The organism is Chitinophaga nivalis, from assembly GCF_025989125.1.
GTDB lineage: Bacteria > Bacteroidota > Bacteroidia > Chitinophagales > Chitinophagaceae > Chitinophaga > Chitinophaga nivalis.
The window spans coordinates 1,972,806-1,999,636 of record NZ_JAPDNR010000001.1 but is presented as its reverse complement, the minus strand read 5'-3'; the positions used below and the strand labels follow the sequence as shown (position 1 = coordinate 1,999,636).

17 protein-coding genes are annotated in these 26,831 nt (G+C 49.1%); 3 read left to right on the top strand and 14 right to left on the bottom strand.

Features of this window, described 5'->3' with window-relative positions; translation table 11 throughout:
• Positions 1-216 precede the first annotated feature (216 nt).
• Together OL444_RS08220 and OL444_RS08215 are read left to right on the top strand one after the other, a co-directional pair.
• Complete coding sequence (locus tag OL444_RS08220) at positions 217-4,149, top strand: Pls/PosA family non-ribosomal peptide synthetase (protein ID WP_264733701.1); 3,933 nt, start codon at positions 217-219, stop codon at positions 4,147-4,149.
• 1 nt (position 4,150) lies between these two features.
• Positions 4,151-4,672: a GNAT family N-acetyltransferase gene (locus tag OL444_RS08215; protein WP_264733702.1), complete on the top strand. Its 522-nt coding sequence runs from the start codon at positions 4,151-4,153 to the stop codon at positions 4,670-4,672.
• Positions 4,673-4,723: 51 nt separating this feature from the next.
• On the opposite strand, the gene OL444_RS08210 is transcribed toward OL444_RS08215, so the two are convergent.
• The 10 genes from OL444_RS08210 to OL444_RS08165 all read right to left on the bottom strand — a co-directional run bounded on the left by OL444_RS08210 (position 4,724) and on the right by OL444_RS08165 (position 20,464).
• Positions 4,724-5,920: a glycoside hydrolase family 88 protein gene (locus tag OL444_RS08210; RefSeq protein WP_264733703.1), complete on the bottom strand. Its 1,197-nt coding sequence runs from the start codon at positions 5,918-5,920 to the stop codon at positions 4,724-4,726.
• A gap of 22 nt (positions 5,921-5,942) precedes the next feature.
• On the bottom strand, positions 5,943-6,995 hold the full coding sequence (locus OL444_RS08205; protein WP_264733704.1) for a LacI family DNA-binding transcriptional regulator: 1,053 nt from the start codon (positions 6,993-6,995) through the stop codon (positions 5,943-5,945).
• Between the two features lie 29 nt (positions 6,996-7,024).
• Positions 7,025-7,786 carry an SDR family oxidoreductase gene (locus OL444_RS08200; protein ID WP_264733705.1) on the bottom strand — a complete coding sequence of 254 codons (762 nt, stop codon included), beginning with the start codon at positions 7,784-7,786 and terminating at the stop codon, positions 7,025-7,027.
• 71 nt (positions 7,787-7,857) lie between these two features.
• A complete protein-coding gene (locus OL444_RS08195; RefSeq protein WP_264733706.1) occupies positions 7,858-10,092 on the bottom strand; it encodes a BT3233 family polysaccharide utilization protein in 2,235 nt (744 codons plus the stop codon).
• A 25-nt stretch (positions 10,093-10,117) separates the two neighbouring features.
• Complete coding sequence (kduI, locus tag OL444_RS08190) at positions 10,118-10,960, bottom strand: 5-dehydro-4-deoxy-D-glucuronate isomerase (RefSeq protein WP_264733707.1); 843 nt, start codon at positions 10,958-10,960, stop codon at positions 10,118-10,120.
• 26 nt (positions 10,961-10,986) lie between these two features.
• Positions 10,987-12,255, bottom strand: coding sequence for a DUF2264 domain-containing protein (locus OL444_RS08185; RefSeq protein WP_264733708.1), 1,269 nt, complete (start codon positions 12,253-12,255; stop codon positions 10,987-10,989).
• A 130-nt stretch (positions 12,256-12,385) separates the two neighbouring features.
• The gene (locus tag OL444_RS08180; RefSeq protein WP_264733709.1) at positions 12,386-14,350 is read right to left on the bottom strand and encodes a heparinase II/III domain-containing protein; all 1,965 of its coding nucleotides are present in this window, start codon (positions 14,348-14,350) and stop codon (positions 12,386-12,388) included.
• Positions 14,351-14,450: 100 nt separating this feature from the next.
• On the bottom strand, positions 14,451-15,989 hold the full coding sequence (locus tag OL444_RS08175; RefSeq protein WP_264733710.1) for a RagB/SusD family nutrient uptake outer membrane protein: 1,539 nt from the start codon (positions 15,987-15,989) through the stop codon (positions 14,451-14,453).
• Between the two features lie 17 nt (positions 15,990-16,006).
• On the bottom strand, positions 16,007-19,069 hold the full coding sequence (locus OL444_RS08170) for a SusC/RagA family TonB-linked outer membrane protein (RefSeq protein ID WP_264733711.1): 3,063 nt from the start codon (positions 19,067-19,069) through the stop codon (positions 16,007-16,009).
• Between the two features lie 369 nt (positions 19,070-19,438).
• On the bottom strand, positions 19,439-20,464 hold the full coding sequence (locus OL444_RS08165) for a LacI family DNA-binding transcriptional regulator (RefSeq protein ID WP_264733712.1): 1,026 nt from the start codon (positions 20,462-20,464) through the stop codon (positions 19,439-19,441).
• Between the two features lie 229 nt (positions 20,465-20,693).
• Between OL444_RS08165 and OL444_RS08160 the strand changes: the two genes are divergently transcribed.
• The gene (locus OL444_RS08160; RefSeq protein ID WP_264733713.1) at positions 20,694-22,340 is read left to right on the top strand and encodes a UxaA family hydrolase; all 1,647 of its coding nucleotides are present in this window, start codon (positions 20,694-20,696) and stop codon (positions 22,338-22,340) included.
• A 99-nt stretch (positions 22,341-22,439) separates the two neighbouring features.
• Here the strand turns inward: OL444_RS08160 and OL444_RS08155 are convergent, their stop codons facing one another.
• Genes OL444_RS08155 through uxaC form a run of 4 tightly spaced genes read right to left on the bottom strand, consistent with a single transcriptional unit; the run spans position 22,440 to position 26,822 of the window.
• Entirely contained in the window at positions 22,440-23,729 is a 1,290-nt protein-coding gene (locus tag OL444_RS08155) for an MFS transporter (protein WP_264733714.1), read from the bottom strand.
• A 36-nt stretch (positions 23,730-23,765) separates the two neighbouring features.
• Complete coding sequence (locus OL444_RS08150; RefSeq protein WP_264733715.1) at positions 23,766-24,428, bottom strand: beta/alpha barrel domain-containing protein; 663 nt, start codon at positions 24,426-24,428, stop codon at positions 23,766-23,768.
• A gap of 1 nt (position 24,429) precedes the next feature.
• Positions 24,430-25,428 (bottom strand): sugar kinase, encoded by a 999-nt coding sequence (locus OL444_RS08145; protein WP_264733716.1) that lies wholly within the window; start codon positions 25,426-25,428, stop codon positions 24,430-24,432.
• Entirely contained in the window at positions 25,428-26,822 is a 1,395-nt protein-coding gene (gene uxaC, locus OL444_RS08140; RefSeq protein WP_264733717.1) for a glucuronate isomerase, read from the bottom strand. Before uxaC ends, OL444_RS08145 begins: the two co-directional genes overlap by 1 nt.
• Between the last annotated feature and the right edge of the window lie 9 nt (positions 26,823-26,831).

Genomic DNA, 26,831 nt, shown 5'->3' with positions numbered 1-26,831 from the left:
GGACAAACAGGTATGCTAGCCCTTCCCCACGCTGCTCTTTCCCCTATCGTTTATACTTCACCGTAAGGAAGCCTGCATACCGCTGTAACAGTTGATTTAACAAGTCTTTAAGAGATTGGTTTTAACGGTTCATTAGCCATTTTTTAAGGGGATATTAAGGCCCGGCTATAAATGTTCACTGTAACTTTGTTACCAACAACTGCGGACTGCAAATTTATGAACGAGTACAGTATAGTTAAAGGACCCCGACAACCGGAGTTGCTGCATGATGAGACATTGGCCGACATTTTTGCGGAGACGGTCAGACATCACGGTCATCAACCCGCCCTCATCTTTCAACAACAAACATTTACCTATCAACAGCTGGATCACTGGAGTGATGCGGTAGCCGCTCTCCTGCAGTCGCAGGGTGTAGGCCCGGGCAGCGTAGTAGGTATATGGTGGCCCCGGGGGCCGGAACTCCATGTGGCCATACTGGGTATTATCAAGGCCGGCGCCGCCTATGTGCCACTGGACCGCGAAATGCCCGCAGAACGGGTAGAAGGCGTATTATCAGAGGTAAAAGCTGCCGCCTGTTTCAGTGAACAGCCCCTGCAACTCCACGCAACCCTGCTGACAGTACCGCCACTTCCGGCGCACGACACCACCTTTGTGTTGTCTGCCAGACCTCAACCCGATAACATAGCATATGTATTGTATACTTCCGGTAGTACCGGAAAACCCAAAGGTATTCCCATCAGCCACCGGCAGATCTGCCACCTCGTAAGGGCAGAACAAACAGTGCTGAACATACAAGCCTCCGATAAAGTATACCAGGGCTTCTCCGTATCATTTGATATGTGGTGCGAAGAAACCTGGATCAGTTACTTTGCCGGAGCTACCCTCTGGGTGGCCGATGCCACTACGGCCAAAGCCATTGATGAACTGGGCGATGTATTACGCCTGCAACACATCACGGTACTGCATGCGGTGCCCAGCCTGCTGGCGGTGATGGACGACAACATTCCTTCCCTCCGGCTCATCAACGCCGGCGGCGAAGCCTGTACCCCGCAGGTACTGGCCAGGTGGGGTACACCACCCCGCCTGTTCTATAACAGTTACGGCCCAACGGAAACAACGGTCAGCGCTACCTTCGCCACCCTTCGCCCCGGCGATAACATCACCATCGGCCAACCACTGCCTAATTATAATATGGCCGTGGTAGACGAACAACTCGACCTGCTCCCTGTCGGGGAACGCGGAGAGCTGATCATTACCGGTCCGGGTGTAGGCGCAGGTTATATCGACCGGCCGGAGCTCACCCACGAAAAATTTGTAGACAAACCCGCCTCTCTGGCAGCTTTACCGGGCGACCGGCTTTATCGTACCGGCGACGCAGCGATTGTTCTGCCTGATGGCAGCATCGACTTCCAGGGCCGTCTCGACGATCAGATAAAATTACGCGGCTACCGCATTGAACTCGGTGAAATAGAAAACCAGCTTCATACAATAGAAGGTGTAGTTGCTGCAGCAGTAGCGGTGAAGAAAGATGGCAACGAACAGGATCAGCTGGTGGGGTATATCGTCAAAACAGATACCCTCCCTTTTGACGAAACCATCATACGTGGCCGGCTGGCAAAAGTGTTGCCACCCTACATGGTGCCCGGTATACTCATGGTACTGCCGGATATGCCCCGCCTGCCCAGCGGTAAAATCAACCGCAAGGCATTGCCGGTACCACCGGCCTTCACCCAGGTAGTACCTCAGGAAACCATCGACGCCCACGCGCCCCTGCAAGACAGGTTCATGGCCACCTTGAGTAAAGTGTTTCCTGATCGTAACATCAGCCTGGAACAGGATTTCTTCACGGACCTGGGCGGACACTCCCTGCTCGCAGCTGCTTTTGTATCGCGGCTACGCCGTGACGCCAACGTACCACAGGCATCTCTCAAAGATATTTATATACACCGCCCTTTACAGGAGTTGGTGCAGGTATGGGCTGCGGCCCCGCAACCAACGGAGAAAAAACAACGTACCTTCCATCCGACGCCCTGGTGGCGTCACCTGGCCTGCTGGACCGCACAAACAATTTGTCTGCTGGTTATTTTCGGATTGTTTGCCATGCAGATTTATCTGCCTTACCTTGGCTACTATTATGTGGAACAGGCTACCAGCCATCTGCCATACGCGATACTCACCGCACTGGGCATGTTTTGTCTGCTGCCGCTCTTATTCTCCCTCCTGATCATCAGCAGTAAATGGTTAGTCATCGGTAAAATGAAAGCTGGTGATTATCCCATGTGGGGCACTTATTATTTTCGTTGGTGGCTCGTAAAAACCATACAACGGCTGATGCCCTCCCAGTTCCTGAATGGTACTCCACTTTATCCGGCTTACCTGCGGCTGCTGGGTGTGAAAATTGCACCGGATGCACAACTGGGCGCCGTCACTATTGGTGCGGAAGACCTGGTAACCATTGGCAGCGATGTAAGCATCAGCTCCCAGACGGTGATCAACAACGCATTTGTGGAAGATGGCCTGTTGAAACTACGTACCGTTCATCTGGGCGATCATGCCTATATCGGCAGCAGTGCCATACTGGGTGGCGACACGATCATGGAGCCCTGGAGCGAATTGCAGGACCTCAGTTATCTGCCACCCCAAAGTACCATTGCACCAGGAGAAGTATGGCAGGGTAGTCCGGCAGTATTAAAAGTAAAAAAGGATATCAACGACATACCACACCCACTCCCTGTTTCTGCCGCTACCCGCAGAAAATACAGTGTTATCTTTTCCCTGTTCCTGCTGGTATTTCCTTTCACCATCTTATTGCCTTTGCTGCCCACCATCATTATTCTGAATAAAATGGACAATGCAGCGCCGGATTATAATTTCAGCTACATGGTGATCACACCGGCACTGGCATTAACCTACATCCTGCTGTTTACCCTGCAGACCGTCGTACTGACCCGCTTACTGCAATGGGGTATTAAACCCGGTACCTATCCGGTATACAGCGCTTTCTATGCCCGCAAATGGTTTGCAGACCAACTGATGTCGCTCACGCTGATTGTGATACATCCCATTTTTGCAACGGTATATATCAGTAGCTTATTCCGCTCCCTGGGCGCCCGTATAGGCCGGAATACAGAAGTATCCACTGCCAGCAGCGTCACCCATCCACTACTGGAAATCGGTGATGGCGCTTTCGTGGCAGATGCTGTTACCCTGGGTGAATCCGACATCCGCGCGCAACAGCTTACCCTGGAAAAAACCATCATTCACCATAACAGCTTTGTGGGTAACAGTGCCCTGATACCACAGGGATACGAACTTCCGGAGAATATGCTGATCGGGGTTTTATCCACACCGCCTTCCAAAGAACAGCTGGCTGCCAGTGATGCACGCGACTGGTTTGGCTCTCCGGCCATTGCCTTACCACGCAGGCAGGAAAGCCATTTCTTTCCGCCGGAATATACCACCCATCCCTCTCCGCAACGTAAAATGGCGCGGTCTGTGGTGGAGTTTATACGTATTCTGATTCCGGAAACCATCGTGATCTGTTGCAGTATTCTTTTCATTGCCTACGCACATGACCTGGTAACAGATAAGCCATGGTGGATGGTATTACTGCAGGTACCGTTTTATTACCTCTTCTTCCTGGGGGTGCCGGCCTTTCTGTTTACCGTACTGCTGAAATGGTTGCTGACAGGCCGCTATCGCGCCTTACAAAGTCCTATGTGGACTTCCAAGGTATGGCGCAGTGAAGCTGTTACCTCTACTTATGAAGCACTTTCTGTACCGTTTCTGCTGGAGTACCTGAAAGGTACCCCGTGGCTACCGGTGCTACTGCGCCTGCTGGGTGTACGTACCGGTCACCGGGTATGGATGAACACTACCGACATTACCGAATTTGATATGGTGGAAATAGGATCAGATACGGCATTGAACGAAGACAGCGGCCCACAGACACACTTGTTTGAAGACCGCGTCATGAAAGTAGGACCGATTAAGATAGGCGCGCGCACCAGCATCGGCGCCCGTTCCATTATTCTGTACGACAGCGAGGTAGGAGATGATGTCAATCTCGCCCCCCTGTCGTTGGTGATGAAAGGAGAAAAATTACAATCCGGCACTGACTGGACAGGCAGTCCGGTTAAACCTGCATAGCATGATAACGATAACGCCTATACGTATTCGCGAACACTACACAGTTATGCTGACATTACTGGAAGCCCTCCATGTTTCAGAACAGGAATTCTTCCCCAATACGGCCAACTGGAAAGATATTGCCACCGATTATATGGCACATGTAATGGAAATGCAGGAAACCTGTGATGGCGCCTGTCTGATGGCCTACGATGGCGATATTCCTGCCGGTTTCATATTTGCCTATACGGAAGAACCAGATGAAAGCCGCATTGAAGCATACACCGGTAATACCCTGTATGTATCTGACGGGTATGTAGTGCCCGCCTATCGCCGCCAGGGTATTTATCAGCAATTAAACGAAGCGCTGGAAAACAGCTATATCAAAAAAGGCATCCGGCGCATCGTCCGGTACACGCTTGCCAATAACCACAGGATGCAGGCATTCCTGGCCAGCAAGGCCTATACGCCGGTACGGCTGGTATATGAGAAATGGTTATCGCCGGATGGTACGGAATCACTACCGCTGTTTCCTCCACAATAAAAAAGCAGCAGGCTATCCGGCCTGCTGCTTCCAACTGTATAAAAACGAAATTTATTTAGCCCACTGTTTGTACCGCAGTAATGCTTCTACAAAATAATAGTCTGCGTAGGTCAGCGGCACATCTACTTCTGAATTGTGTGGCAGGGAGCCTACACTGTGCATCAGTATAAAATCATTGTTTTCACCTGCTTTAGCCAGGTAAGCCGGACTGCACAGGCTGGTCAGCATTTTTTCTGCCGCCTGCCAGTAACGTTTACCGGTTGTTTTATCTGTATACCTGCTCAACTCCAGCAGTGCTGAAGCCGTAACCGCTGCTGCGGATACATCGCGTAAAGCATTCGGCACCTCTTTGGCGTGGTAGTCCCAGTAGGGTACCAGATCTGCCGGCATACGCGGGCTATTCAGGATATAATCTGCAATATGACGGGCCTGTTCCAGGTAGGCTTTGTCTTTGGTATCGCGGAACATGAGGGTGTAACCATATAATCCCCATGCCTGTCCGCGTGCCCAGGCAGAACTATCCGCTGCTCCCTGGTGCGTTTTCTTCTGGTATACCGCGCCGGTTGCCGGATCATAATCAATCACGTGATAAGAACTGTAATCCGCACGGAAATGATTTTTGATGGTAGTGTTGGCGTGTATCCTGGCAATTTTTTCAAACTGCGGATCACCACTCACCCGGGTAGCCCAGTTCAATAATTCCAGGTTCATCATGTTATCGATAATCACCGGAAATTTCCAGGTACCATGATCCCAGGATTTAATACAACCTACTGTTGGATTAAAGCGGGTCACCAAAGACCGCGCACTGGTAAGCAGTATTGTTTTCCAGGCAGTATCGCCTGTGATACGCAGGGCATTGCCAAAAGGACAATACATCATAAAGCCCAGGTCATGCGTGCGGGTATTGTATTGCTCTTTCTGTACAATCGCCATCCGTTTGAGTGCCTCTGCCTTGAAAGCTGGATCTTTCGTATACTCGTAGAGGTACCAGGTAGTACCGGGATAAAAACCGGAAGTCCACCAGCCGGAACCGGAGGTCATCAGGCTGCCATCTTTGGTATTGGTGGTGCGCGGCAGTACACTATCCGGTACATGCGTCATCATCAGTTTATACTGCTTCGCTGCAAACTGCAGTGTTTCATCTGCTTTTACCAGCAGGGCTTTGTTGGCTTTACCCGACTGGGCATAGGATGCCAGCATCATGGCTGGCGCTAACAATATCGTCAGAAACAGGTTCTTATTCATAACGGGATTGAGTTAAAAATGATCATTTCTTTTTTGTAGTTCCCTTTGACGGGCCTGCCGAAGACTCCCGGGTAACCAGTTGAATAGGTATAATTTCCTGCGAAAAACGCGGCGTGCCGGATTGTTTCTGCTGGATCAGTTCCATCAGTGCAGCCACTACTCTTTCCCCCATCATGGCAGGATACTGATCGATGCTGGTGACCGGCGGTGTCACAATTTCCGTGCGGGGGTCATTGGAATACCCTACAATTTTCAGGTCTTCCGGTACCCGCAGGTTTATCTTACGGCAATACTGCATAATGGTGATGGCCGTGGTATCATTGGATGCAAAAATGCCATCCGGATACGGTGGCTGTGCAAAGATCTTTTCGCAGGTTTGCCAGGCATTATCGCGGGTCAGTTCCTGATAAAAAACGCGCGTTTTCTTAAACGGCAGTTTATGTTCCTGTAAAGCATTTTTATAGCCCGTTACCCGCTCACTGTAAAGGTTACAGGTAAGTGGCCCGGAGATATGCACAATATCCTTACAGCCTTTTTCTATCAGGTGGGTGGTTGCTACATATCCACCCTGGTAATCATCTCCCTTGATCACTTTTACATTATAATCTTTGGGTACCCGGTCAAAAAACACCAGCGGAATATTATTGTCTTTAAATACATCAAAATGGGAGAAGTCCGTGGTATAGAGGGTGGTAGAAACTACCAGTCCGTCTACCCGTGCAGAGTACAGGGTATTCACCAGCGCTACTTCCTGATCATAGGAATCATTGGATTGGCAGATGATCAGGTTATACCCATATTCCTGCAGTTTGTTCTGAATAATAGTACTGATAGTCGCCGGAAAAAACATGGAGATACGCGGTACAATGAGGCCGATGGTTTTGCTTTTGTTATTACGCAAACCGGCAGCCAGGGCATTGGGCCGGTATCCCAGCTTCCGCGCCATCTTCTTCACCTTGTCTTTCGTACGGGTGCTGATGTTAGGATTATCATTCAGGGCGCGGGAAACAGTAGATACCGATAAGTTCAGTTCTGCTGCAATATCAACGATTGTTTTTTCAGTACGTTTACTCATGTGTGGACTATTAACGATAATGATGCTCCTTACCTTCCCATCCAGCCACCATCTACGGTGAGGATAGTACCATGCACGTAGTCCCCTGCTTTGGAAGCCAGGAAAATAACTGGTCCTGCAAAGTCTTCCGGTTGGCCCCAGCGGCCTGCAGGAATGCGATCAAGAATGGCGGTACTGCGTTGTTCATCTGATCTCAGCGCAGCCGTATTATCCGTGGCAATATATCCCGGTGCAATGGCATTCACATTGATACCCTTACCGGCCCATTCGTTGGAAAATGCCTTTACCAGTGAGCCTACGGCTCCTTTGCTGGCTGCATATCCCGGTACATTGATGCCGCCCTGGAAGGTAAGCAGCGATGCTGTAAAGATAACTTTTCCACTGCCACGTTCCAGCATTCCTTTTCCGATTTCACGGGTCAGGATAAATTGTGCATTCAGGTTGATGTTAATCACTTCATCCCAATACGCATCCGGATGTTCGGCGGCTGGTTTCCGCAGGATGGTGCCGGCATTGTTGACCAGGATATCTATTACAGGCGTTTCCTGCTTTACTTTTTCGATAAAGGTATATAAGGATGCACGATCAGAGAAATCGCACTGATAGGCTTTAAAACGTCTGCCCAGTGCCGTTACATCGCGTTCTACCTCACTCCCCGTAAGTTCCAGGGAAGCAGATACCCCGATGATGTCTGCACCGGCTGCAGCCAGTGCCACCGCCATTGCTTTACCGATACCGCGTTTACACCCGGTCACCAGCGCTGTTTTACCTTGTAACTGAAACAAGTCCATATGCAATAATTGATGATGAAAAAAGACTGTGTGGCAGGCATACCTTTGTACACCTGCCACACACTTTTCTGTTAACGATTAAATGTAACGGTTAAGGGTTGTTTGATTTTCTGTGCGAATGTTTCCAGGTAGGCAAACCAGGCGGCTGCAGTAGTAATGCGGCCTCCTTTGCTCCAGGCAGCACCGGAATAATATACGTACGGGTGCTGGCTATCCGCCGTGCCCGGACTTAACAGGTGCACTGCATCTGTTTTCATACCAGGTACTCCCTGGGTAAATACACATCCCAATCCTAAAGTACCGTCTGCTCCGTGTACCGGCTCCCAATAGCCCATCACACCCTGCTGTTCATCCAGCAACACGGTGCCGGGTTCTTTACGTTTTACAATGCCGGTTACCACCGGCAGGGTATTTCCTTTAAAACTGTATTGCAGCTGCATTTTATTCAGCTGAGAACCGGCATCCAGTGAAATGGTTTTAGTAACGCTAACGGGTATACCGCCTGCCTGCCAGGTATCGTAGGTCAGTGCGAAGGTGGTACGTAACGGACCATTATCCAATGTTTTCCATGTACGGAAGTTTTTGGGGAAATAGATCGTGTCTTTACCGGCAGGCGCATTATCTCCTGCTCCCAGGGTGAGTCCTACACTATAGTAGTCCAGGCCCTGGCCATTATCATGGTGGTAGTTATCTAGTTTGTACCAGTTATCTATCACCATATCGGTAGTACGCTTAGCCCATACATCGATGCCCAGCGCCATTTCTTTCGGAAATTTTTCCAGTGCTGCGCCATACATCCGGTAGGCCATACGATCATTTTCCCAGGCATAGTCGTCTTTGCGCTCCGGCACAAAACGGCCATAGGCAGCCGGTTTCAGCGCAGCCGGTATACCTGAGGCCACCTGGGCATATAATGTGGCGCCTGGGGCTACGTTCACCTGCAGCAATACATTACCGGGTGCTTTATTGCCTTCGTACAGCAGCTGGTAAGGAATTTCCTTTCCGCTCACGGCATCTGTTATCTTAAATGTTTTACCAGTAGTGCCAGGGAAGGCTGCCGTTAATTTTTTATAGGGAATTTCCACCATATCGGATGCCCGGTGAATACCACTGCCGTTATGGATTTTAATAGCATTTGCCGCATTTTTACGCAGGTCATATTTTACCATCTCTGCACCGGCTAACAGGAATGCCCCTACGCCATATACTTCTGTATCTTCCGCAGTCGCTTTGCCTGGTTCTGCCGCCGGGATCTGTACAAAGCCCAGTTTACCATCCGGTTGCACACAGCCCGTCAGCGCATCCCATCCTTTCTGTATCACAGGCATAAAATCCTTCTCCGGTAACAGGCCGTTATTCACACCCCACATAAACGCATATACGTAAAATCCGGTACCACTTGTTTCTTTGGAAGGATAGCTGTCCGGATCCAGCAGGCTGGCGTGCCAGGTGCCGTCTTTGGTTTGCAGGGCCGCTACGCGGTAAGCCATCTTCTTAAATAATTCCTGAAAACGGGCTTTCTCTGCTGTATTTGCCGGCATGTTATCCATCATCCGGGCCAGTCCGCCCATTACCCAACCATTGCCGCGGCTCCAGAATACTTTGGCGCCATTCTTTTCCTGCTGGCCGATGAAGCGACCATCACGGTAATACAGGTTTTCTGTTTTATCGAACAGGAAGTCGGTGGTTTTCCACCAAAGTTTGGTGGCAGTTTCGAGATAACGCGGATCACCGGTAGCGGTAGATAAATAAGCCAGTGCCGGCGGGCCCATAAAGAGGGCATCACACCAGGCCCATTCCCGCAGGTGGATACTGTTTTTCCATTCGAGGCCTTCTGTATGTGGCGCCGCAACAATGCTGTCGGCCAGTTTGCGGAACCGGTCTGTCATCACCGGATCTTTATACAGCGAATACAGCTGGGCATATAACTGACCAATACAATAATCATCCGCGAAAAAACGGAGTGGCCCTGTATTCCAGCTATTATCACGACCTATTTGTGTAAGTCTTTCTATGAAATAAGGATTGGCTGTTACTTCGCTGAGTGCCATCATACCCGCATACATGGCGCCGTTGGTCCAGTCGGTTTGCGCATAGGTCCAGCCTTTTTCTTCAATATGTTTCCACTGCCACGCAGCGGTACGTTCCATTTGCGATAGTATCACCGCTGCGGTATAGGTATCCGCACCGGTATATGTAGGTGTTGCCAGTTGCGGGCCATGGTCCGGTGCTGTGGCATACACCGGCAATCCGACCCCGAGAAAAGATAATCCCAGCAAGCTGCCTGCGATAATTTTTTTTACCATGATGATTGCAGTTATGATCGGTTGATTAACGTAATTCGTTGATTTTACAATGGTCCATATCACCGTAGTCCAGGTTTTCGCCGGCCATGCCCCATATAAAAGTATAGTTGCTGGTACCGGCACCGGAATGTACAGACCAGGGTGGAGAAATCACCGCCTGTTCATTCTGCATCCAGATGTGGCGGGTTTCCTGTGGCTCGCCCATAAAGTGACATACCGACTGTCCTTCCGGTACTTCAAAGTAGAAGTATACTTCCATTCTGCGGTCGTGTGTGTGCGCCGGCATGGTGTTCCATACGCTGCCAGGTTGCAGCTCCGTCATGCCCATTTGCAGCTGACAGGTTTCCAGTACGGAGTTCACCAACAGTTTGTTGATGGTACGATGGTTGGAGGTTTCCAGTGTACCCAGCGTAACTACTTCCGCTTCACTCCTGGCTACTTTGCGCGTAGGATAGGTATGATGTGCCGGGGTGGAGTTCAGGTAAAACTTAGCGGGATGCTGCGCATCCTTGCTGTGGAATATTACCTGCTGCTTGCCCTTACCGATATATAAAGCTTCTTTAAAAGACAATTCAAATTTTTCGCCATCTACTTCCACGATGCCATCTCCCCCTACATTGATCATGCCCAACTCTCTTCTTTCCAGGAAATAATCTGCTTTCAGCAAGTCTATATTTTCCAGTGCTACCGGTCCTTTCACGGGCATCGCGCCACCAGTCAGGTAACGATCGTAGTGCGTATGTACCCAGTGAATATGATCCGCTGTAAACACCTGTGGTATCAGGAAAGCATGGCGGAGCGCAGCGGTATCCATTTGTTTCACTTCATTCGGGCTGCTGGCATATCTTGATTCAAATGCTGTACTCATATTACTATTGTTGGACGTTTTAAATACTAATAATTAACGTGGTAATCTTTTTTGATTTTTTTGCCGGACCATACTTTCTGTGCGGTCCATTCTGCTGCCGGGTCTGCCCAGAAAGGATCCGACGCCGGTAATCCCAATGCGAGGAAACCATTGGTACAGATATACAGGCTACCGGTAGAAGTATACACGTCGGCTACTTCCGGCTGATGCCCGCAGATGCCTAATTGCAGCCAGCCTTTTTTATCGAAGGTGCCTTCCATGTCAAAAATATTTTTCATGATGGCCGTCATTGCACAACGCACCTGCGCCGGCACAATGCCTTCGGGCAGTTTATGTTGCAGGGCCAGTTGTACCAGGGGCTGAAAGGCAGCCGTACGATAGGTCATGGAACGACCCAGTGCAGGGTAGGTACCATCCGGTGCAATCATGCGTTCCTGCAGTTCTGCAAAACGTTGCATGCGTTTCAAGGCCTGTTCATAATCTGCTGCACTGGTTTGTTTTTTATCAACCAGTATCTGCAGCATGTCTGTAAACATGGGATGAATCACATAGCCGTTATAGTAGTCGAGTGAAAATTGCGGACCATCTGCATAAAAACCATCACCGGCATACCATTCCTGTATTTTTTTGGTAGCTACCATCGTCCGCAGGGGTTCCCATTCTTCTCCGATCGATAGCAGGAAAGCCTCTACCATAGCGGCAAACAGGAGCCAGTTATTATAGGCCGGGCGAATGCGCCGGAGTTCTTTCAGTTCTTTGATGATATTGGCTTTGGTGGTATTATCCAACGGTTGCCAAAGGGCTTCCGGCGCCCGCATGAAGGTCTGACATAAATAGGCCGCATCTACCAGCGGCTGTGCCTCTGAACGGAAGTTCAGGTAGTCGGGAGAAGCCGGATTTACGCCATTCACAATACCCTGCAATACCTGTTCCTTCATTTGCTTACGCACTTTACCTTCTGCCGTATTATCGTCTGGTAATGCCAGCCAGGGCGCCAGGCCGGATATACAGCGGCCGAAGGCTTCCAGGTAGGTTACCTTTTCTACGGCCAGGCCATATCCCGGGCCTTTTTCCAGCGGCATATTTTTCCGGAGGGTGCCTTTACTCATGTTCTCCACTACGGGGGTGGCAATACGCTGTAACAGCTTTACGTGGTATTCCCGGTCGGTGGCTGCTGCATTTGCATGCTGCGCGGTGGTTGGTCCGGCTACGGCATCGGCCAGTGTTTTACCGGGTGCCATGGCGCCTGCCAATCCTGCCAGGGGCGCTATTTTGATGAAGTTCCTGCGTTCCAAATCTGTCTTGCTTTTAATAGTGAAAAGGTGGTGGTTTCAACAGCTTTTCATTGCCTCAAAACCCTAATTTAATGCAAACGTTTGCAAAAAGCAAACCTTTACGGAAAAAACCCGGTCGGGAAAGTGCTGTTTATGGCTGCATCACAAACCGGATCTGATGTTTGCCGGATAATTTTTCCTGGCGGGCCCGTAAGGTGATACGGGTAACCGTACTTCCCCATACCGGTGTTAACCGGCCATCTGTCACGGGCTGCTGTTCGGTCAGTACTTCCAGCAAAGCCGGATCATACGTCATCACCAGCTGTGCACCCTCTCCCTGTAATAACAACTTACCAGGCGTAGTGGTATCAACCGGCAATACCGTCATAAAATGCAGCTTAAAGGCCTCTTTCCAGGCACGCAGGCGGTATATTTCTTCCAGCTGTAAGCTACGGGTAGCAGGCGTGAATGTAAAGATCCGTTGCCAGCTGTCTGCGGCGGCAGCTTCCGGATAGGCAGCGGCAATATCCATCCGCAATACACTACGTGCAGCCGTATGCGTGAATTGTACCTCCCTGGCGGCAAATTGCCGGCCAGCCAGTTGTTGTACCCCATTGATGGTCGGACAGTTATGCCATTGCGACTGCATATACCACAGCTGATAACGATCTGCACTAAAGGTTTGTTTGGTATAGGTACCTACTCCCACATCCAGCAGCGCGGGTTTGCCATTCATATATAATACAAAGTTGCCTACATCATTGTGGTTATGGCTTTCTGCATTATGTCCGCCCTGTGCGGCAAAGAACAACCCTTTGGCCGTGCCGGCCTTTGAACGCAGGGATACTACCTGCAGGTCAGGCAGCCAGTTCACGGCATGATACGGCGCTTTCGGCGTGGTAGCCAGTAAACTATCACGCGTCAGCACTTCATAAATAAAAAACGGCAGGGAAGCGGTTTTCACTTCGGTGGTATCCTTATTGGACAAACGATACAAGCTGGCGGCAAAACCTTTCAGCAACGGATCGTTATAGGCTTCGCCATACCAATACACGGTATGAGGCGGCGGAATGGTGCTGGCAGAAGCATCGGCAAAATTTACAAACCGGCTGCTGTCTACATGCATTTTGTAGATATAGGCGCCGATCTGGTGAATGAGTTCATTTTTACGCCAGTCCAAACGATGACCGGAAGCGCTTTGCAGCCAGGTAATCATTTCAATCAGTTTACCGCCTGCATGGCCCCAGTAGGTAGGCCCTTCATCACAGCCGCCATCAGGTGGGTAGGCATTCAGAAAGTTATCGGCACTGCGGATTGTTTTTTCGATCACCCGGTTACGTATATCCGTTTCCGGTATCACCAGTAATGCCGTCTGTAAGATATTGGTATTCACCCAGATATTCCAGTTGTTCACCATCCCTCCTTTAAAACCCATCCACCAGAAATCCTGGCGCTCCAGGAAAGGCGTAATGACGCGGTGTTGCAGCTCGTAAGTGATGCGTTTATTCACCATGGGATCCACGCTATCCAGTTGATCATGCAGCAGGAACTGCGTCCAGCTTAATGCCGCCGCGGTTTCTCCCACTACCAGGTCTATCACTGGTTCAGCCGGATCGGGCAGGCCGCTGCCGGCCTTTTGTGCGGTAATATGCGCCGGTAATACCCAGGTACTTTCTTCCAGTATCATCCACAGTGCATTCACTATCTGCGGCAGGTATTTTCCTTTTCCTTCCACCAGTTCACCCGCTACCAGGGTACTGAGTACTTTGCGGCGCGCTGCCTGCACCTGTTCAAAATTGCTACGGTTGCCGTTGATTTTATATTCCCGGTAAAGGGATGCGGTCAAGGCAGGCCAGGTGAAATCCAGGGCCTTATCGGCTTCCTGCAGCAATGCTTTACGGGTAGCCGGCGGCAACTGTGCTGTTTTTTCCCGGATAATACGGTATTGTGTTGCCCGCCAGCTGGCAGTAGCTGCCAATGCCTGCCCGCCGCCGGCCTGTTCCCAGGTGGTGTACAGGATATTCCGGGGCGTAGCCGGATGTTGTGCCTGCATCCGGCCCGGCAGCAATAATGCAGCACTGCAAATAGCTATGCGGGTTATCTTTTTAATGTACATATGACAATTATTTTTATAAAATAAGCATTACGCATTTTCAGAAGAATCAGTAATACATCTTCCTGTAAATGCGTAATGCTTAATACTTAATGAGCAATGCCTATCGTACGTAATCCGGATTCTGTACCAGGTTACTGTTCAGGTCTATTTCCTTTTGCGGAATGGGCCACAGGTTAAAAGCCTTGATGAAGGTTATTTTATCCAGTTGCTGTCCGGCAATATTGGTAACCACCAATCCATTCATCGTATTGGTAGCGATATCCCATCTTCTGAGATCGGAATAGTAGGAGCCTTCCATGGCAAATTCGATCATACGTTCGTGACGGATAATATCCCGCATCTGGTCACGCGTTTTACCAGCCGGAATAGCCGGCATGTTTACGCCTTCTCTCGCACGTACCTTGTTAATGGCATCATAGGTGATACCATCTGCACCCGCCGCTTCATTTTCTGCTTCCGCCAGCATCAGCAATACATCTGCATAGCGGAAAATGATATAGTTCAACGGAGAATCGCCGGCACCATAACCATCCACTTCCAGCACATATTTACGGGTCATATAACCGGTGAATTTGGATTTATTGTCTACCCGCATATCTTCATACTTAATCTCTCTCCAGGTAGCGCCAGGTCTTACAATGGTGTAGTCCAGGCGAGGGTCCCTGTCTTTGTAGGGGTTAGCCGAGTCGTAACCGGAACCGGTTTCTGTGATGGCTTTCCCGTTCTTCATTTCATAACTGTTCACCAGCGTAACTGAAGGATATACGTTACTCCAGCCACTGGAGAACGAACTACGGGTAGATAAACGTTTATCCAGCAGACTACCTTGCCCTAAACCAGGTCCGATATACTGTATATCAAAGATGACTTCTGTATTATTCTCCGCCGCGGTAGAGATAAACATATTGCGGTAATCTTTGTACAACTCATACCCCAACGTACCAATGGTCTGACAGGTAGTGACTACTTCCGGATAACGTTTGGCCATCAGGAGCGCTTTGGCTTTCAGCGTGAGCGCAGCGCCTTTCGTGGCTTTGCCGGTGGTGTTTTTAGCAGCCGGCAATGCTTCCGCTGCCGTATTGGCTTCCGCAATAATGAAGTCGAGCAGTTTTGCTTTGGTTTCTTTTCCGGGCAGTGCATCACCCAGTTGCAGCACCTTGGTGATCAACGGTACATCCCCGTAAAAATCCACCAGGTGATAATAGAACAAAGCCCGCAGGAAAGTAGCTTCTCCGATCAGTCGTTTTTTGGCGGCATCGTCCATATTTACACCTGGTAATTTGGCAATAGCCAGGTTAGCCCGGAAAACCGCATTGTACAGTACCTTAAACTTATTGGCAGGTGCATTGCCAAAAGGATCCATGTTGCCTTTGCTGATAGGGCCTAAACCAGTACCGCCATCATCCCAGATCCAGGCAATGGGTGTAAGCCCATCATAGTAAACATTCAGGCCGTAAATATCATTGTTTTGTAACGCATTGTAAATGGCCGTTACACCCAGGTTGGCATCTTTTTCGGTTCGCCAGAAATTTTCTTCTGACACTTTATCCGCCGGTACGGTATTCAAAAAATCCTTCTTGCAGGCGCTCAGTGCCAACAGGCTGCAAGCGTAAATGGCTGTTAATATCTTCTTGTTCATGACACTTGTTTAATAAATTAGAAAATCACATTTACACCACCTGTAATCATCCGCACATTCGGATATTGAATACCTGCCTTCGTATAATCCGCTATTTCCGGATCTAACCCTTTGAATTTGGTCCAGGTAAAGGCATTCTGTGCATTTACGTATACCCGTACACTTTGCAGGGCATTATTGAAAAAGTGTTTAGGGAAAGTATAGGACAACTGTATATTTTTCAGTCGCACAAAGGAGGCATCCTGTACCCAGAAAGAAGAGGCACGATTATTATCCGTATTGCTGGCATCTGTTAAACGAGGGAGGTTTGTTTCCCTGTTTTCCGGTGTCCAGGCATTCAGGAAGTCGGCATTGATCTGGCGGCCGAAGCGGATCGAACTGTTATACCAGCTATCCTGGTAATACCTGTTTACGCCACCTACACCCTGGAATAAGAGGGCCAGGTCAAAGCCTTTATAACCTGCATTCAGGTTCAGGCCGAAGTACCATTTAGGAATGGTATTACCAATATTTACGCGGTCACTACCATCAATTTTTTTATCACCCTGGATATCCACATATTTCAGGTCACCAGGTTTATTCAGGCCGGAACTACGTTGCCGTGCCCATGCTGCCACTTCTTCATCCGACTGGAAAATACCGGCCACCTGGTAGCCATACAGCGAACCAATAGACCATCCTTCCCGGATCACAGCAGCGCCATTGATGATACCTACGGCATCCGGATTGGCCTGATATCTTACCACCTTGTTGTTGATGTTACTAACGTTACCGGATATACCATAACTGAATGCACCTGCTTTATTATTGTATCCCATGGTCAGTTCCCATCCTTTGTTTTCCACAATGCCCACATTCTGGTAAGGCGGGTTCAAACCATACAGGGAAGATACTTCCAGCTGCACCAGGATATCGGAAGTACGGCGGTTAAATACATCCAGGGAAACATTAAAGTGATCATTAAACAGGTTCGCATCCAGTCCTAAGTTGGAAGACACCGCTTTCTCCCAGGTAATAAACGGATTGGCCATCACCTGCGGAGAAAGTCCTCCGGTGATTTTTCCACCGGAAGAATAGTTCAGACCAGCAGCATACAAACTCATAAACTGGAAGGAAGGAATACGGTCATTTCCCAGTTTACCCCAGGAAGCCCGCAGCTTCACATTGTTTACCCAACCTGGCATCGCGTCTTTGATAAAAGGTTCTTCCAGCAGGCGCCACGCAGCAGAGAAAGAGGGATACAGGCCCCATTGTCTGCCCGGTGCAAAACTGGATGAACCATCGCGACGCAGATTCGCTTCCAGTAAATATTTTCCTTTGTAATCGTAGTTAACACGACCGAAGAAAGATAACAGGTTATTCTTCAGGGAGGTACCGCCTACTTTGGGTTGTTCCAGACCAGCGCCCAGTTCCCAGGTATTGTTGGTAGGAAAGTTCATCACACTGGCGGTCATCAGCGTACCTTTCACGGTTTCACTGCTGGTACCCAGCAATACATTCAGGTGATGATCCTGCCCGATATTTTTAGTATAGTTTAATGTAGCGTAATAGGCCAGCCGCAGGTTGGTGGAATCCGTCTGCAACAGGTTGGCAGGTAACTGATCCAGCGTTTGTACCACCTGATTTTTCTGGAAGTTCCAGCGGTTCTGGATAGCGCCGGCTTCCGCATAACTTTTCTCTGCGGAGTTCCAGTAGTCAGCCGCCCCATTCACCTGGAATTTTAATCCGTCGATAATTTCCCATTCGCCCCATACCTTGGCAAAGGTGCGCTGCTGGCGGTTAGGCCGGTACCAGGTTTCGATGTACTGCAGTGGATTATCCAGCTGACCGTTTTCATCATCTGTATTCCGGGCGCCATAGCGGGTACCGCTGGCATCTGTAATTTTAGGCGTAGTACCGGGAGAGCTGCTGGATGCATTCGTGAGTATAGTACCCACATCCTGCGGTTCTTTCCGGTCTTTCCAGGTCAGGTTAATGTTGGCGCCAATCTTTATTTTTTTACTGATAGCGTGATCTGCATTGAGTCGCAGCATATAACGATCCTGGCTGGTATTTTTCATGATACCATTGTTGCGCAGGTAGTCGAGTGACATATAATAGGTAGTCTTTTCAGAACCACCGGCTACAGATACGTTATGTCCGGTAAGGTTGCCCTGACCAAACATGACATCCATCCAGTCAGTATTAGGGAACAGTGTTCTGTCCGTAGCATTGCGCCAGGAATCGATGGTGGTTTGTTTGAATGGCTGTACTGCAGCAGGATTATCTGCCGTAGCCACGCGGTTCATGAGTTCCATGTAGGTGGGATAATCATTCACCATGTTAAACAGCCGGGTCGCCTTTTGTACACCATAGTAACCATTATAGGCAACGGTGGTTTTCCCTTTCTTTCCTTTTTTAGTGGTGACCAGTACCACGCCATTTGCCGCGCGGGAACCGTAGATAGCAGCAGCAGCGGCATCTTTCAGTACAGAAATGCTTTCCACATCTGTCATGTTTACATCGCTCATACTGCTTTCAATACCATCTACCATTACCAGCGGATCGGCATTGTTCAGCGTGCCGACGCCCCTGATGCGGATGGTGGCATTTTCGCGGCCCGGTTGTCCGGAAGCCTGAGCAATGCTCACGCCTGGCGCCATACCGCTGAGCGCTGTACTCAGATCGGTTACGGGCCTGCTTTGCATGGCTTTATCAAAGTTCACGCTGGTGACAGCGCCGGAAAGGTTGATTTTCTTTTGTACCCCGTATCCTACTACTACGGTTTCATTAAGGCTGGTGGCGCTTCCATCGAGGAGGATACTCAGATCAGACTGGTTATTGATGGCGGTTTCTTTTTTGTTGAATCCCACGAAACTAAATACCAGGGTATCTTTCGCGGAAGCGTTCAATTGAAATTTACCGTCTGCTCCTGTTACAGTACCGGCAGCGGTATGTTTGATGCCAACCGTTACTCCGGGGAGTCGCGTGCCCTGCGCATCTTTCACCGTGCCTGTAACGGGACGTTTTTCCTGGGCAATAGCCGTTTGAGCCATGCATATGCCCCATATGCAAAGGGTGGTACCTAGCAGTTTTTTCATAAACGTGTATTTAATGTAAACGTTTGCATTAATCTATAATAAAAAGGAATGCTGTTCACTATCTTTTCAAGTAAGTCTATAACGATGGATGGAAGATGGTTTTATCGGAACATTGTTCAAATACAGTGCTATAGGCATTTATAATAGATTTACCCTGGTTGATAAATGCTGTAAGCTTCAATAACGTGCGCTAAAATCAAAAATATTTAATTATTCCAATAATTCAAACGTTTGCATAAATATTTTTTTTCGGGAGATGACCAACGCGTATCCGGAACAAGCAGCTATCCATTCGGACAATAGCAGTTCCTTCCGCCCGGTGGCAGGATAAATATGGGGGCACTTATTAAGGGAAAGTAGCGGGTATTATCAGGCAGAAGCCCGCTTCACCAGTTCCACGGCCGTAATAACCGGTGTCAGGATCTGTTCTCTTTTACGGGGGCCTCTTTTCAGCAACGCCAGCAGCGCCGTCACGGCCTCCTCACCTACGCGGCCGGGAAACTGCTCTACGGTAGTAATAGGCGGACTGATAATAGCGGTACGGGGATCATTGGAATATCCTACAATACGCAAGGCTTCCGGCACGGCAATACCCTGTGCACGGGCATATTCCAGGATGGTAATGGCCGAAGTATCATTGGAAGCAAATACGCCCTGGGGGTAAGGCCGGCGGGCAAACAACTGTTGCGCAATACGCGTGGCATTGGCGGGTGTCAGCTCATTAAAAAACACCCATTCTTTTTTGAAAGGTAATTTGTACTGGCGCAGCGCAGCTACATAACCGGCATAACGGTCTTTATACAAATTACAACTCAACGGCCCTGATAAATGCGCAATGGTTTTACAACCCGCTTCGGCCAGGTGGGCCGTTGCCATAAAACCTCCCTGGTAATCATCTCCCCGGATTACCTGCGCCGGGTAAAAATCTACCGGTACCCGATCAAAAAATACCAGTGGAATATCATTCCGGATAAATACATCGAAGTGCGTATAATCGGTGGTATAAAAAGTAGACGCCACCATCAACCCCGCCACCCTGGAAGAAAACATGGCACTGGCCAGCTCTTTCTCCATTTCCGGTGCATCATTGGACTGGCCGATAATCAGGTTGTATCCATGCCGGTGCAGCAGATTCTGAATGGCGGTAATAGCCGTTGCATGAAAGTACATGGAAACCCGGGGAATAATCAACCCGATATTATTGGAACGGCTGCCACGCAATCCGGATGCCAGTGTATTACGCCGGTATTCCACAGCATCGGCCTGCTCTTTCACTTTCTTTTTGGTTGCCTCACTGATCTTCGGATGATTGTTGAGTGCCCTGGAAACGGTAGCTATAGACAGGTTCAGCGCCCTGGCGATATCCACAATCGTGCTTTCATGTTTTTGCTGCATAACGGGAACAAGGAGTTTTCGGATAACAAATTACAAATAAGCAGGCAGCATTTTCTGGTTAATTATTAGCATCATTTAATATTTTATAATCAAAAACCTGCATTTATCAATTCATTCGTAACTTGCTGCCATCAAACATTCCAGCTGTTTTGGCAAATAGGCAAAATCTCATCAAGGATTAAGATTTTAGTATTAACAGCCGGAAACGTAATTTACTACTTTAGCTCTTATGAACACTTTTTTACAAATACATCCTGATGATAACGTGCTGGTTGCTCTGCAGGACATCCCGGAAGGGACCACCATATCTTTCAACGGACAAAATATCGAACTACAGCAAAGCATTGCTGCCAAACATAAATTCCTGATTCATCCTGTTCAGCATGGAGATCCGATCACCATGTACGGCGTACTCGTGGGTAAAGCTACCAAACCAATGATTCCGGGCGAAAGTATTACCACCGAAAACATTGTACATGACGCCAATGCCTTTCATGAAAAAGATGCATCTCTGCAGTGGCAGGCGCCGGATGTAAGCAAATGGAAAAAACGCTCCTTCATGGGCTATCAGCGGAACGACGGACAGGTAGGCACGCGTAACTACTGGCTGGTTATCCCCCTGGTTTTCTGTGAAAACAGGAACGTGGCCGTGATTAAAACAGCCTTCGAAAAAGGACTGGGATTTTCACCGGCAGAAATATACAACGAACAGGTACAGGACCTCGTATCACTTTATAAAAGTGGTAACCTGGAAGCCATTCATAACTACAAAGCGGAATTACTAACGGAAACGAATAAACGTCATTTAGTATTCCCCAATATAGATGGTATTAAATTCCTCACCCACGAAGGTGGCTGCGGGGGCACCCGGCAGGATTCTGATGCCCTGTGTGCCCTGCTGGCAGGATATATTCACCATCCCAATGTGGCCGGCGCCACCATTCTCAGCCTGGGTTGCCAGCATGCGCAGGTATCTATTTTACAGACAGCACTGAAAAAACTGAATCCGGCTTTTAACAAACCGGTACTGGTATACGAACAGCAGAAAAGTCCGTCCGAATTTGACATGCTCTCTGCAGCTATTAAAGATACCTTCCTGGCCCTCGTGGAAGCCAACAAACAGGAACGTCAACCCAGCCCGTTATCCAAACTGGTAATAGGCCTGGAATGCGGCGGCTCCGATGGATTCTCCGGTATCTCTGCCAACCCCGCTGTCGGACATACTTCCGATCTGCTGGTAGCATTAGGCGGTACGTCTATCCTCTCCGAATTTCCGGAGCTATGCGGCGTAGAACAGGAACTGATCAACCGTTGCGAAACAGCAGCTACCTCCGATAAATTCATCCGTATCATGCGGGCATACGAATCGCAGGCCAACGCAGTAGGCTCTGGCTTTTATATGAACCCATCCCCGGGCAATATCAAAGACGGTCTGATCACCGATGCCATCAAATCGGCCGGTGCAGCCAAAAAAGGCGGTACCTCTCCGGTAACAGATGTACTGGACTATACGGAGTATGTCACCAAACCCGGTTTAAACCTGTTGTGCACCCCCGGCAATGATGTGGAGTCTACCTCTGCAGAAGTGGGTTCCGGCGCCAATATCGTACTGTTTACCACAGGACTGGGTACCCCTACCGGCAACCCGATTGCACCGGTGGTTAAACTGGCTACCAACACCAAACTCGCTACCCGTATGAAAGATATTATCGACATCGATACCGGTACTATCATCAGCGGACAACATAGCATTGAAGAAATGGGAGAACAGATACTGGAATACGTGATTGAAGCCGCTAACGGTAACATCTATACCAAAGCGGAACTGCTGCACCAGGATGACTTCATCCCCTGGAAAAGAGGCGTATCCCTGTAATAACAGCGAAGCAAAAAGTACCTTTAAATACTACGCCTTGTTAAATAAGCACCTGACGGTTTTATTTAACAAGGCGTAGCTCTTTTTATGCAGTAGTGATTAATCCAGCTTGACGCTTTCCATACGTGGGGCAAAAAGATGCATCACACCCCATGCCAGCAAATAGGCAATCCCACACATGGTAAACAGAATATTATAACCTACCCCGATATTACCAATCAGTTTATAGTGATCCAGCATGCCGCCGATTACAATCGGAAACAGGGTACCACCAATAGAACCAGCCATACCGCCGATACCTACCACCGAACTTACCGCCCGCTTCGGGAACATATCCGATGCTGTGGTAAAGATCGTGGCCGACCAGGCCTGATGCGCTGCAGTAGCCAGGCTGATTAAGGCAATCGCCAGCCATAGGTTAGTAGTATACTGGATAAATAAGATAGGCACCACACACACGGCAAAAATCAGCATAGATACCTTGCGTGCCCGGAATACCGGCCAACCAGTTTTGATCAGATGAGAAGATAACCATCCGCCCCCGATACTACCAAAGCTGGTCACCGAATAGATCACGATAATAGGTAAGCCCAGATTGGCTTTGAGATCTACATGAAAAATAGATTCCAGGTATCCCGGTAACCAGAATAAAAAGAACCACCACACCGGATCCGTGAGCAGTTTACCGAAAACAAATGCCCACGTTTGCCGTACACCCAGCAGTTTCCCCCATTTTACCGGCTGCGGTTTTATGGCTTCTTCCTCCTGGTCACTATGGATGTAGTCATATTCTTCCTTAGATAATTTTTTATGTTTTGCCGGCAGTTCATAATAAATCCACCAGAACAACAGCCATACAAAACCAATGGCGCCGGTCCACATAAAGGCACTTCTCCAGCCATGATTACGGGCCAGCCAGTATACCATTACGGGTCCTACGACCGCTGCGATATTGGCGCCGGAGTTAAAAATACCGGTTGCCAGTGCTCTTTCTCTTTTAGGAAACCACTCCGCGGTAGCTTTGATGGCCGCCGGAAAATTCCCGGCCTCACTGAGCCCCAGGATAGAACGTACCACGCCAAATCCCAGTGTGGAACGTACCAGCGCATGCGCCATGGCGGAAAAACTCCAGATAACAATAGATACACCGTATCCCAGCTTGGACCCTATTTTGTCTATCAACCTGCCAAAGCCTAATAATCCGATGGAATAAGCAGCAGAGAAAGCCATCACGAGATTACTGTAGTCTGTTTCCGTCCAGTTGAATTCCCTGGACAGATCTCCTTTCAGCAATCCCAATACCTGCCTGTCTACATAGTTAATAGTGGTGGCTACAAATAGCAGTGCGCATACCCGCCAGCGATACTTACCTAAAGTTGTGGAATTCATTATGGCTTGATTTGGAATTTATAAAGTGGCATTAAGTTAATGCATCGCTTTGAGAAATGCAAACGTTTGCATAATTTTCTCTTTCAGCGAAGTCCAATCACGGCCATCAATCAGGCTTTTAGCTAATAAATTAGAGCCCATTCCCACACATACCACACCAGCATCAAACCAGGCATCCATGCTTAACTGCGTTGGCTCCACACCACCGGTAGGCATAAATTTCAGTTTAGGGAACAAAGGCTTGATGGCTTTCACATAGCCAGGCCCCAGTACATTACCGGGAAACAGTTTCACCAGTTTCGCTTCATTTTTTTCTGCCACCGCAATTTCCGAAGGCGTCATACAACCCGGGATCCACAGGATACCGGCGGATTTACAATAGGCAGCTGTTTCCGGATCGGTGATCGGGCACACAATAAAATCAGCGCCCAATGCGGTATAAACGGCGGCATCAGCAGCCTGTTTAATGGTACCGATGCCCAGGTATAAATCCGGCATCGTTGCCTGCTTTCTTTCGCGCAGCAAAGCAAAATTCTGTGGCGCACTGGCCCCTCTGCTGGTAAACTCAAATACCCGCAAACCACCGTCGTAGCAGGCTTGCAGCACATTCAAACATACATCTGCATCATCGTGATAGAAAACAGGAATGATACCGCTCTGCTCAAACGCAGCAATAATTTCTTCCGGATTAGGTGCCATCTTACATCAGTTTTAAAATATCGTTAGCGGAAGTAGTGTTAAAATCACCCTTCACAAAAAATTTGGAATACGCAGCTGCTGCTGCAAAGTCAATAATCTGCCGGTCGGTCATTCCCTGTAACTGTGCATGTATCAGGCCCGCCATAAAACAATCGCCACTGCCTACCCGGTCTACTACTTCATTCGTTTCATATTCCTTCGAAACACTGACCTGTCCTTCGTGGTAATAAAAGGCATAGTATCGGTTGTGCGCAGGGGCATCACTGAAACGGAAGGTAAACGCCACCCGTTTACAACGGGGATACTGCGCTGTTACAGCCGCTGCCACCTTTGTGGCCTCTTCCAGGAAAACCGCTTTGCTAGCCGTTTCCAGGGCTACCGTATCCAGCGGTGTATCCAGCATGGTATGTGCCGCCCAGATATTTCCCATCACCACATCACAGTATTGTACCAGTTCGGGCATTACCTCAAAAGGTTGTTTGCCATACTGCCATAATTTACTGCGATAGTTCAGGTCGGTGGAAATCGTCATCCCTTTTCGGGTAGCCGCTTCCAGCACTTCTTTGCATACAATGGCTGCTTCCGGATTGAGGGCAGGTGAGATGGCGCTCCAGTGCAGCCAGTCTGCCCCTTCCAGCAAAGCCTCCCAATCAACCGTATCCGGCTGTATCTGACTGAAAGCACTATACTTCCGGTCGTACACCACCTCTGCATGTTTCAGGTCACTGCCCTGTGCGAGGTAATAGGTACCAATACGGTCGCCACCCCATAACATACGGTCTGTTGCCATCCCATAATGTTCCAGCTGTGCCAGTACGCCTTTCGACAAACCATTATCCGGTACTTTGCTGATATAGGCTACGGGTGTTCCCCATTGTGCCAATGCGGCGGCCACATTGGCCTCCGCGCCACCTACGTATACGGCGGCCGTCTGTTGCGCCAGTTCCGGTGACAGGCGCAATAAAATTTCTCCGAGTGTGATTACTTTTACAGGCTTCATTAAAATCCAAAATACGACTTAGCATTATAGTAACAAATATCCTGTACTATTTTTCCCAGCCATGGCATATCCTGTGGCAGCTCTCCTGCTTCCACATCGTTGCCGATGAGGTTACACAGGATACGCCGGAAATATTCGTGGCGCGAATAGGACAGGAAGCTGCGGGAGTCGGTGAGCATGCCTACAAACCGGCTTAACAGCCCCATGTTACTCAGCGTATTCAGTTGTTTTTCCATGCCGTCTTTCTGATCCAGGAACCACCAGCCGGAGCCAAACTGTATTTTCCCCGGTACGGTACCGTCCTGGAAATTACCCGCCATGGTGGCAAATACTTCATTATAGGCGGGGTTCAGGTTATATACAATTGTTTTCGCCAGCTTATCTTTCTTATCCAGTGCATCAAAAAAAGCACTCATCGCCACTGCCATATTCCAGTCTCCAATAGAATCTACACCGGCATCCGCACCCAGCTGCTGTAACAAACGGCTGTTGTTGTTGCGGATAGCCCCCACATGAAACTGTTGTACCCAGCCCCTTTCGTGATTCCATTCTCCCAATGCCAGCAGCAAGGCGGTTTTAAACTGGGTATTTTCATCGCTGGTAGCGGCGCGGCCACTCCGGACCTTATCAAAAATCGCCGTCAGATCCTGGTGTGTATAAGAAGCGAAATAAAACGTATTCAGGCCATGATCACTCAGCCGGCAACCCTGCTCATGGAAGTAGCTGTGGCGGCTTTTCAATGCTTCCAGCAAATCGTCGAAACGCTGTATCTCCCTGTTGGTAACCGCCTCCAATTGCGCCACAAACTGATTGAATACTGTGGGGTTATCTACTGTCATGGCCCTGTCCGGACGAAACGTGGGCAGTACCCGGGTACCGAAAGGCTGCCGGGCAATCGCCTGGTGATGTGCCAGCGTATCCACCGGATCATCGGTGGTACACAGCGTAGTGACTTTAAAATGCAGGAGCAACGCCTGCGTAGAGAAACGAGGCAACTGTGCATTACAATCATGGTATATTTTTTCCGCTGTGGTACTATCCAGTAAAGCCTGTATACCAAAGGGGTTACGCAGTTCCATGTGCGACCAGTGATAAAGCGGATTACGCATGGTATATGGCGCCGTAGCAGCCCAATGCCGGAATTTGGTGTAGTCATCCGCAGTCCCTGTAATATATTCCTCCGCCACCCCATTGGCCCGCATCGCCCGCCATTTATAGTGATCCCCTTTCAGCCAGATAGCCGTGAGATTTTCAAAGGTTTTATTCTGTGCTATTTCATCCGGCGGCAGGTGATTGTGATAATCGATCACCGGCATCGCCTGTGCGTAATCAAAGTATAATCGTTTAGCCGTCTCCGTTTGCAATAAAAAATCTTCCGACAAAAATGCTTTCATATAGGATGA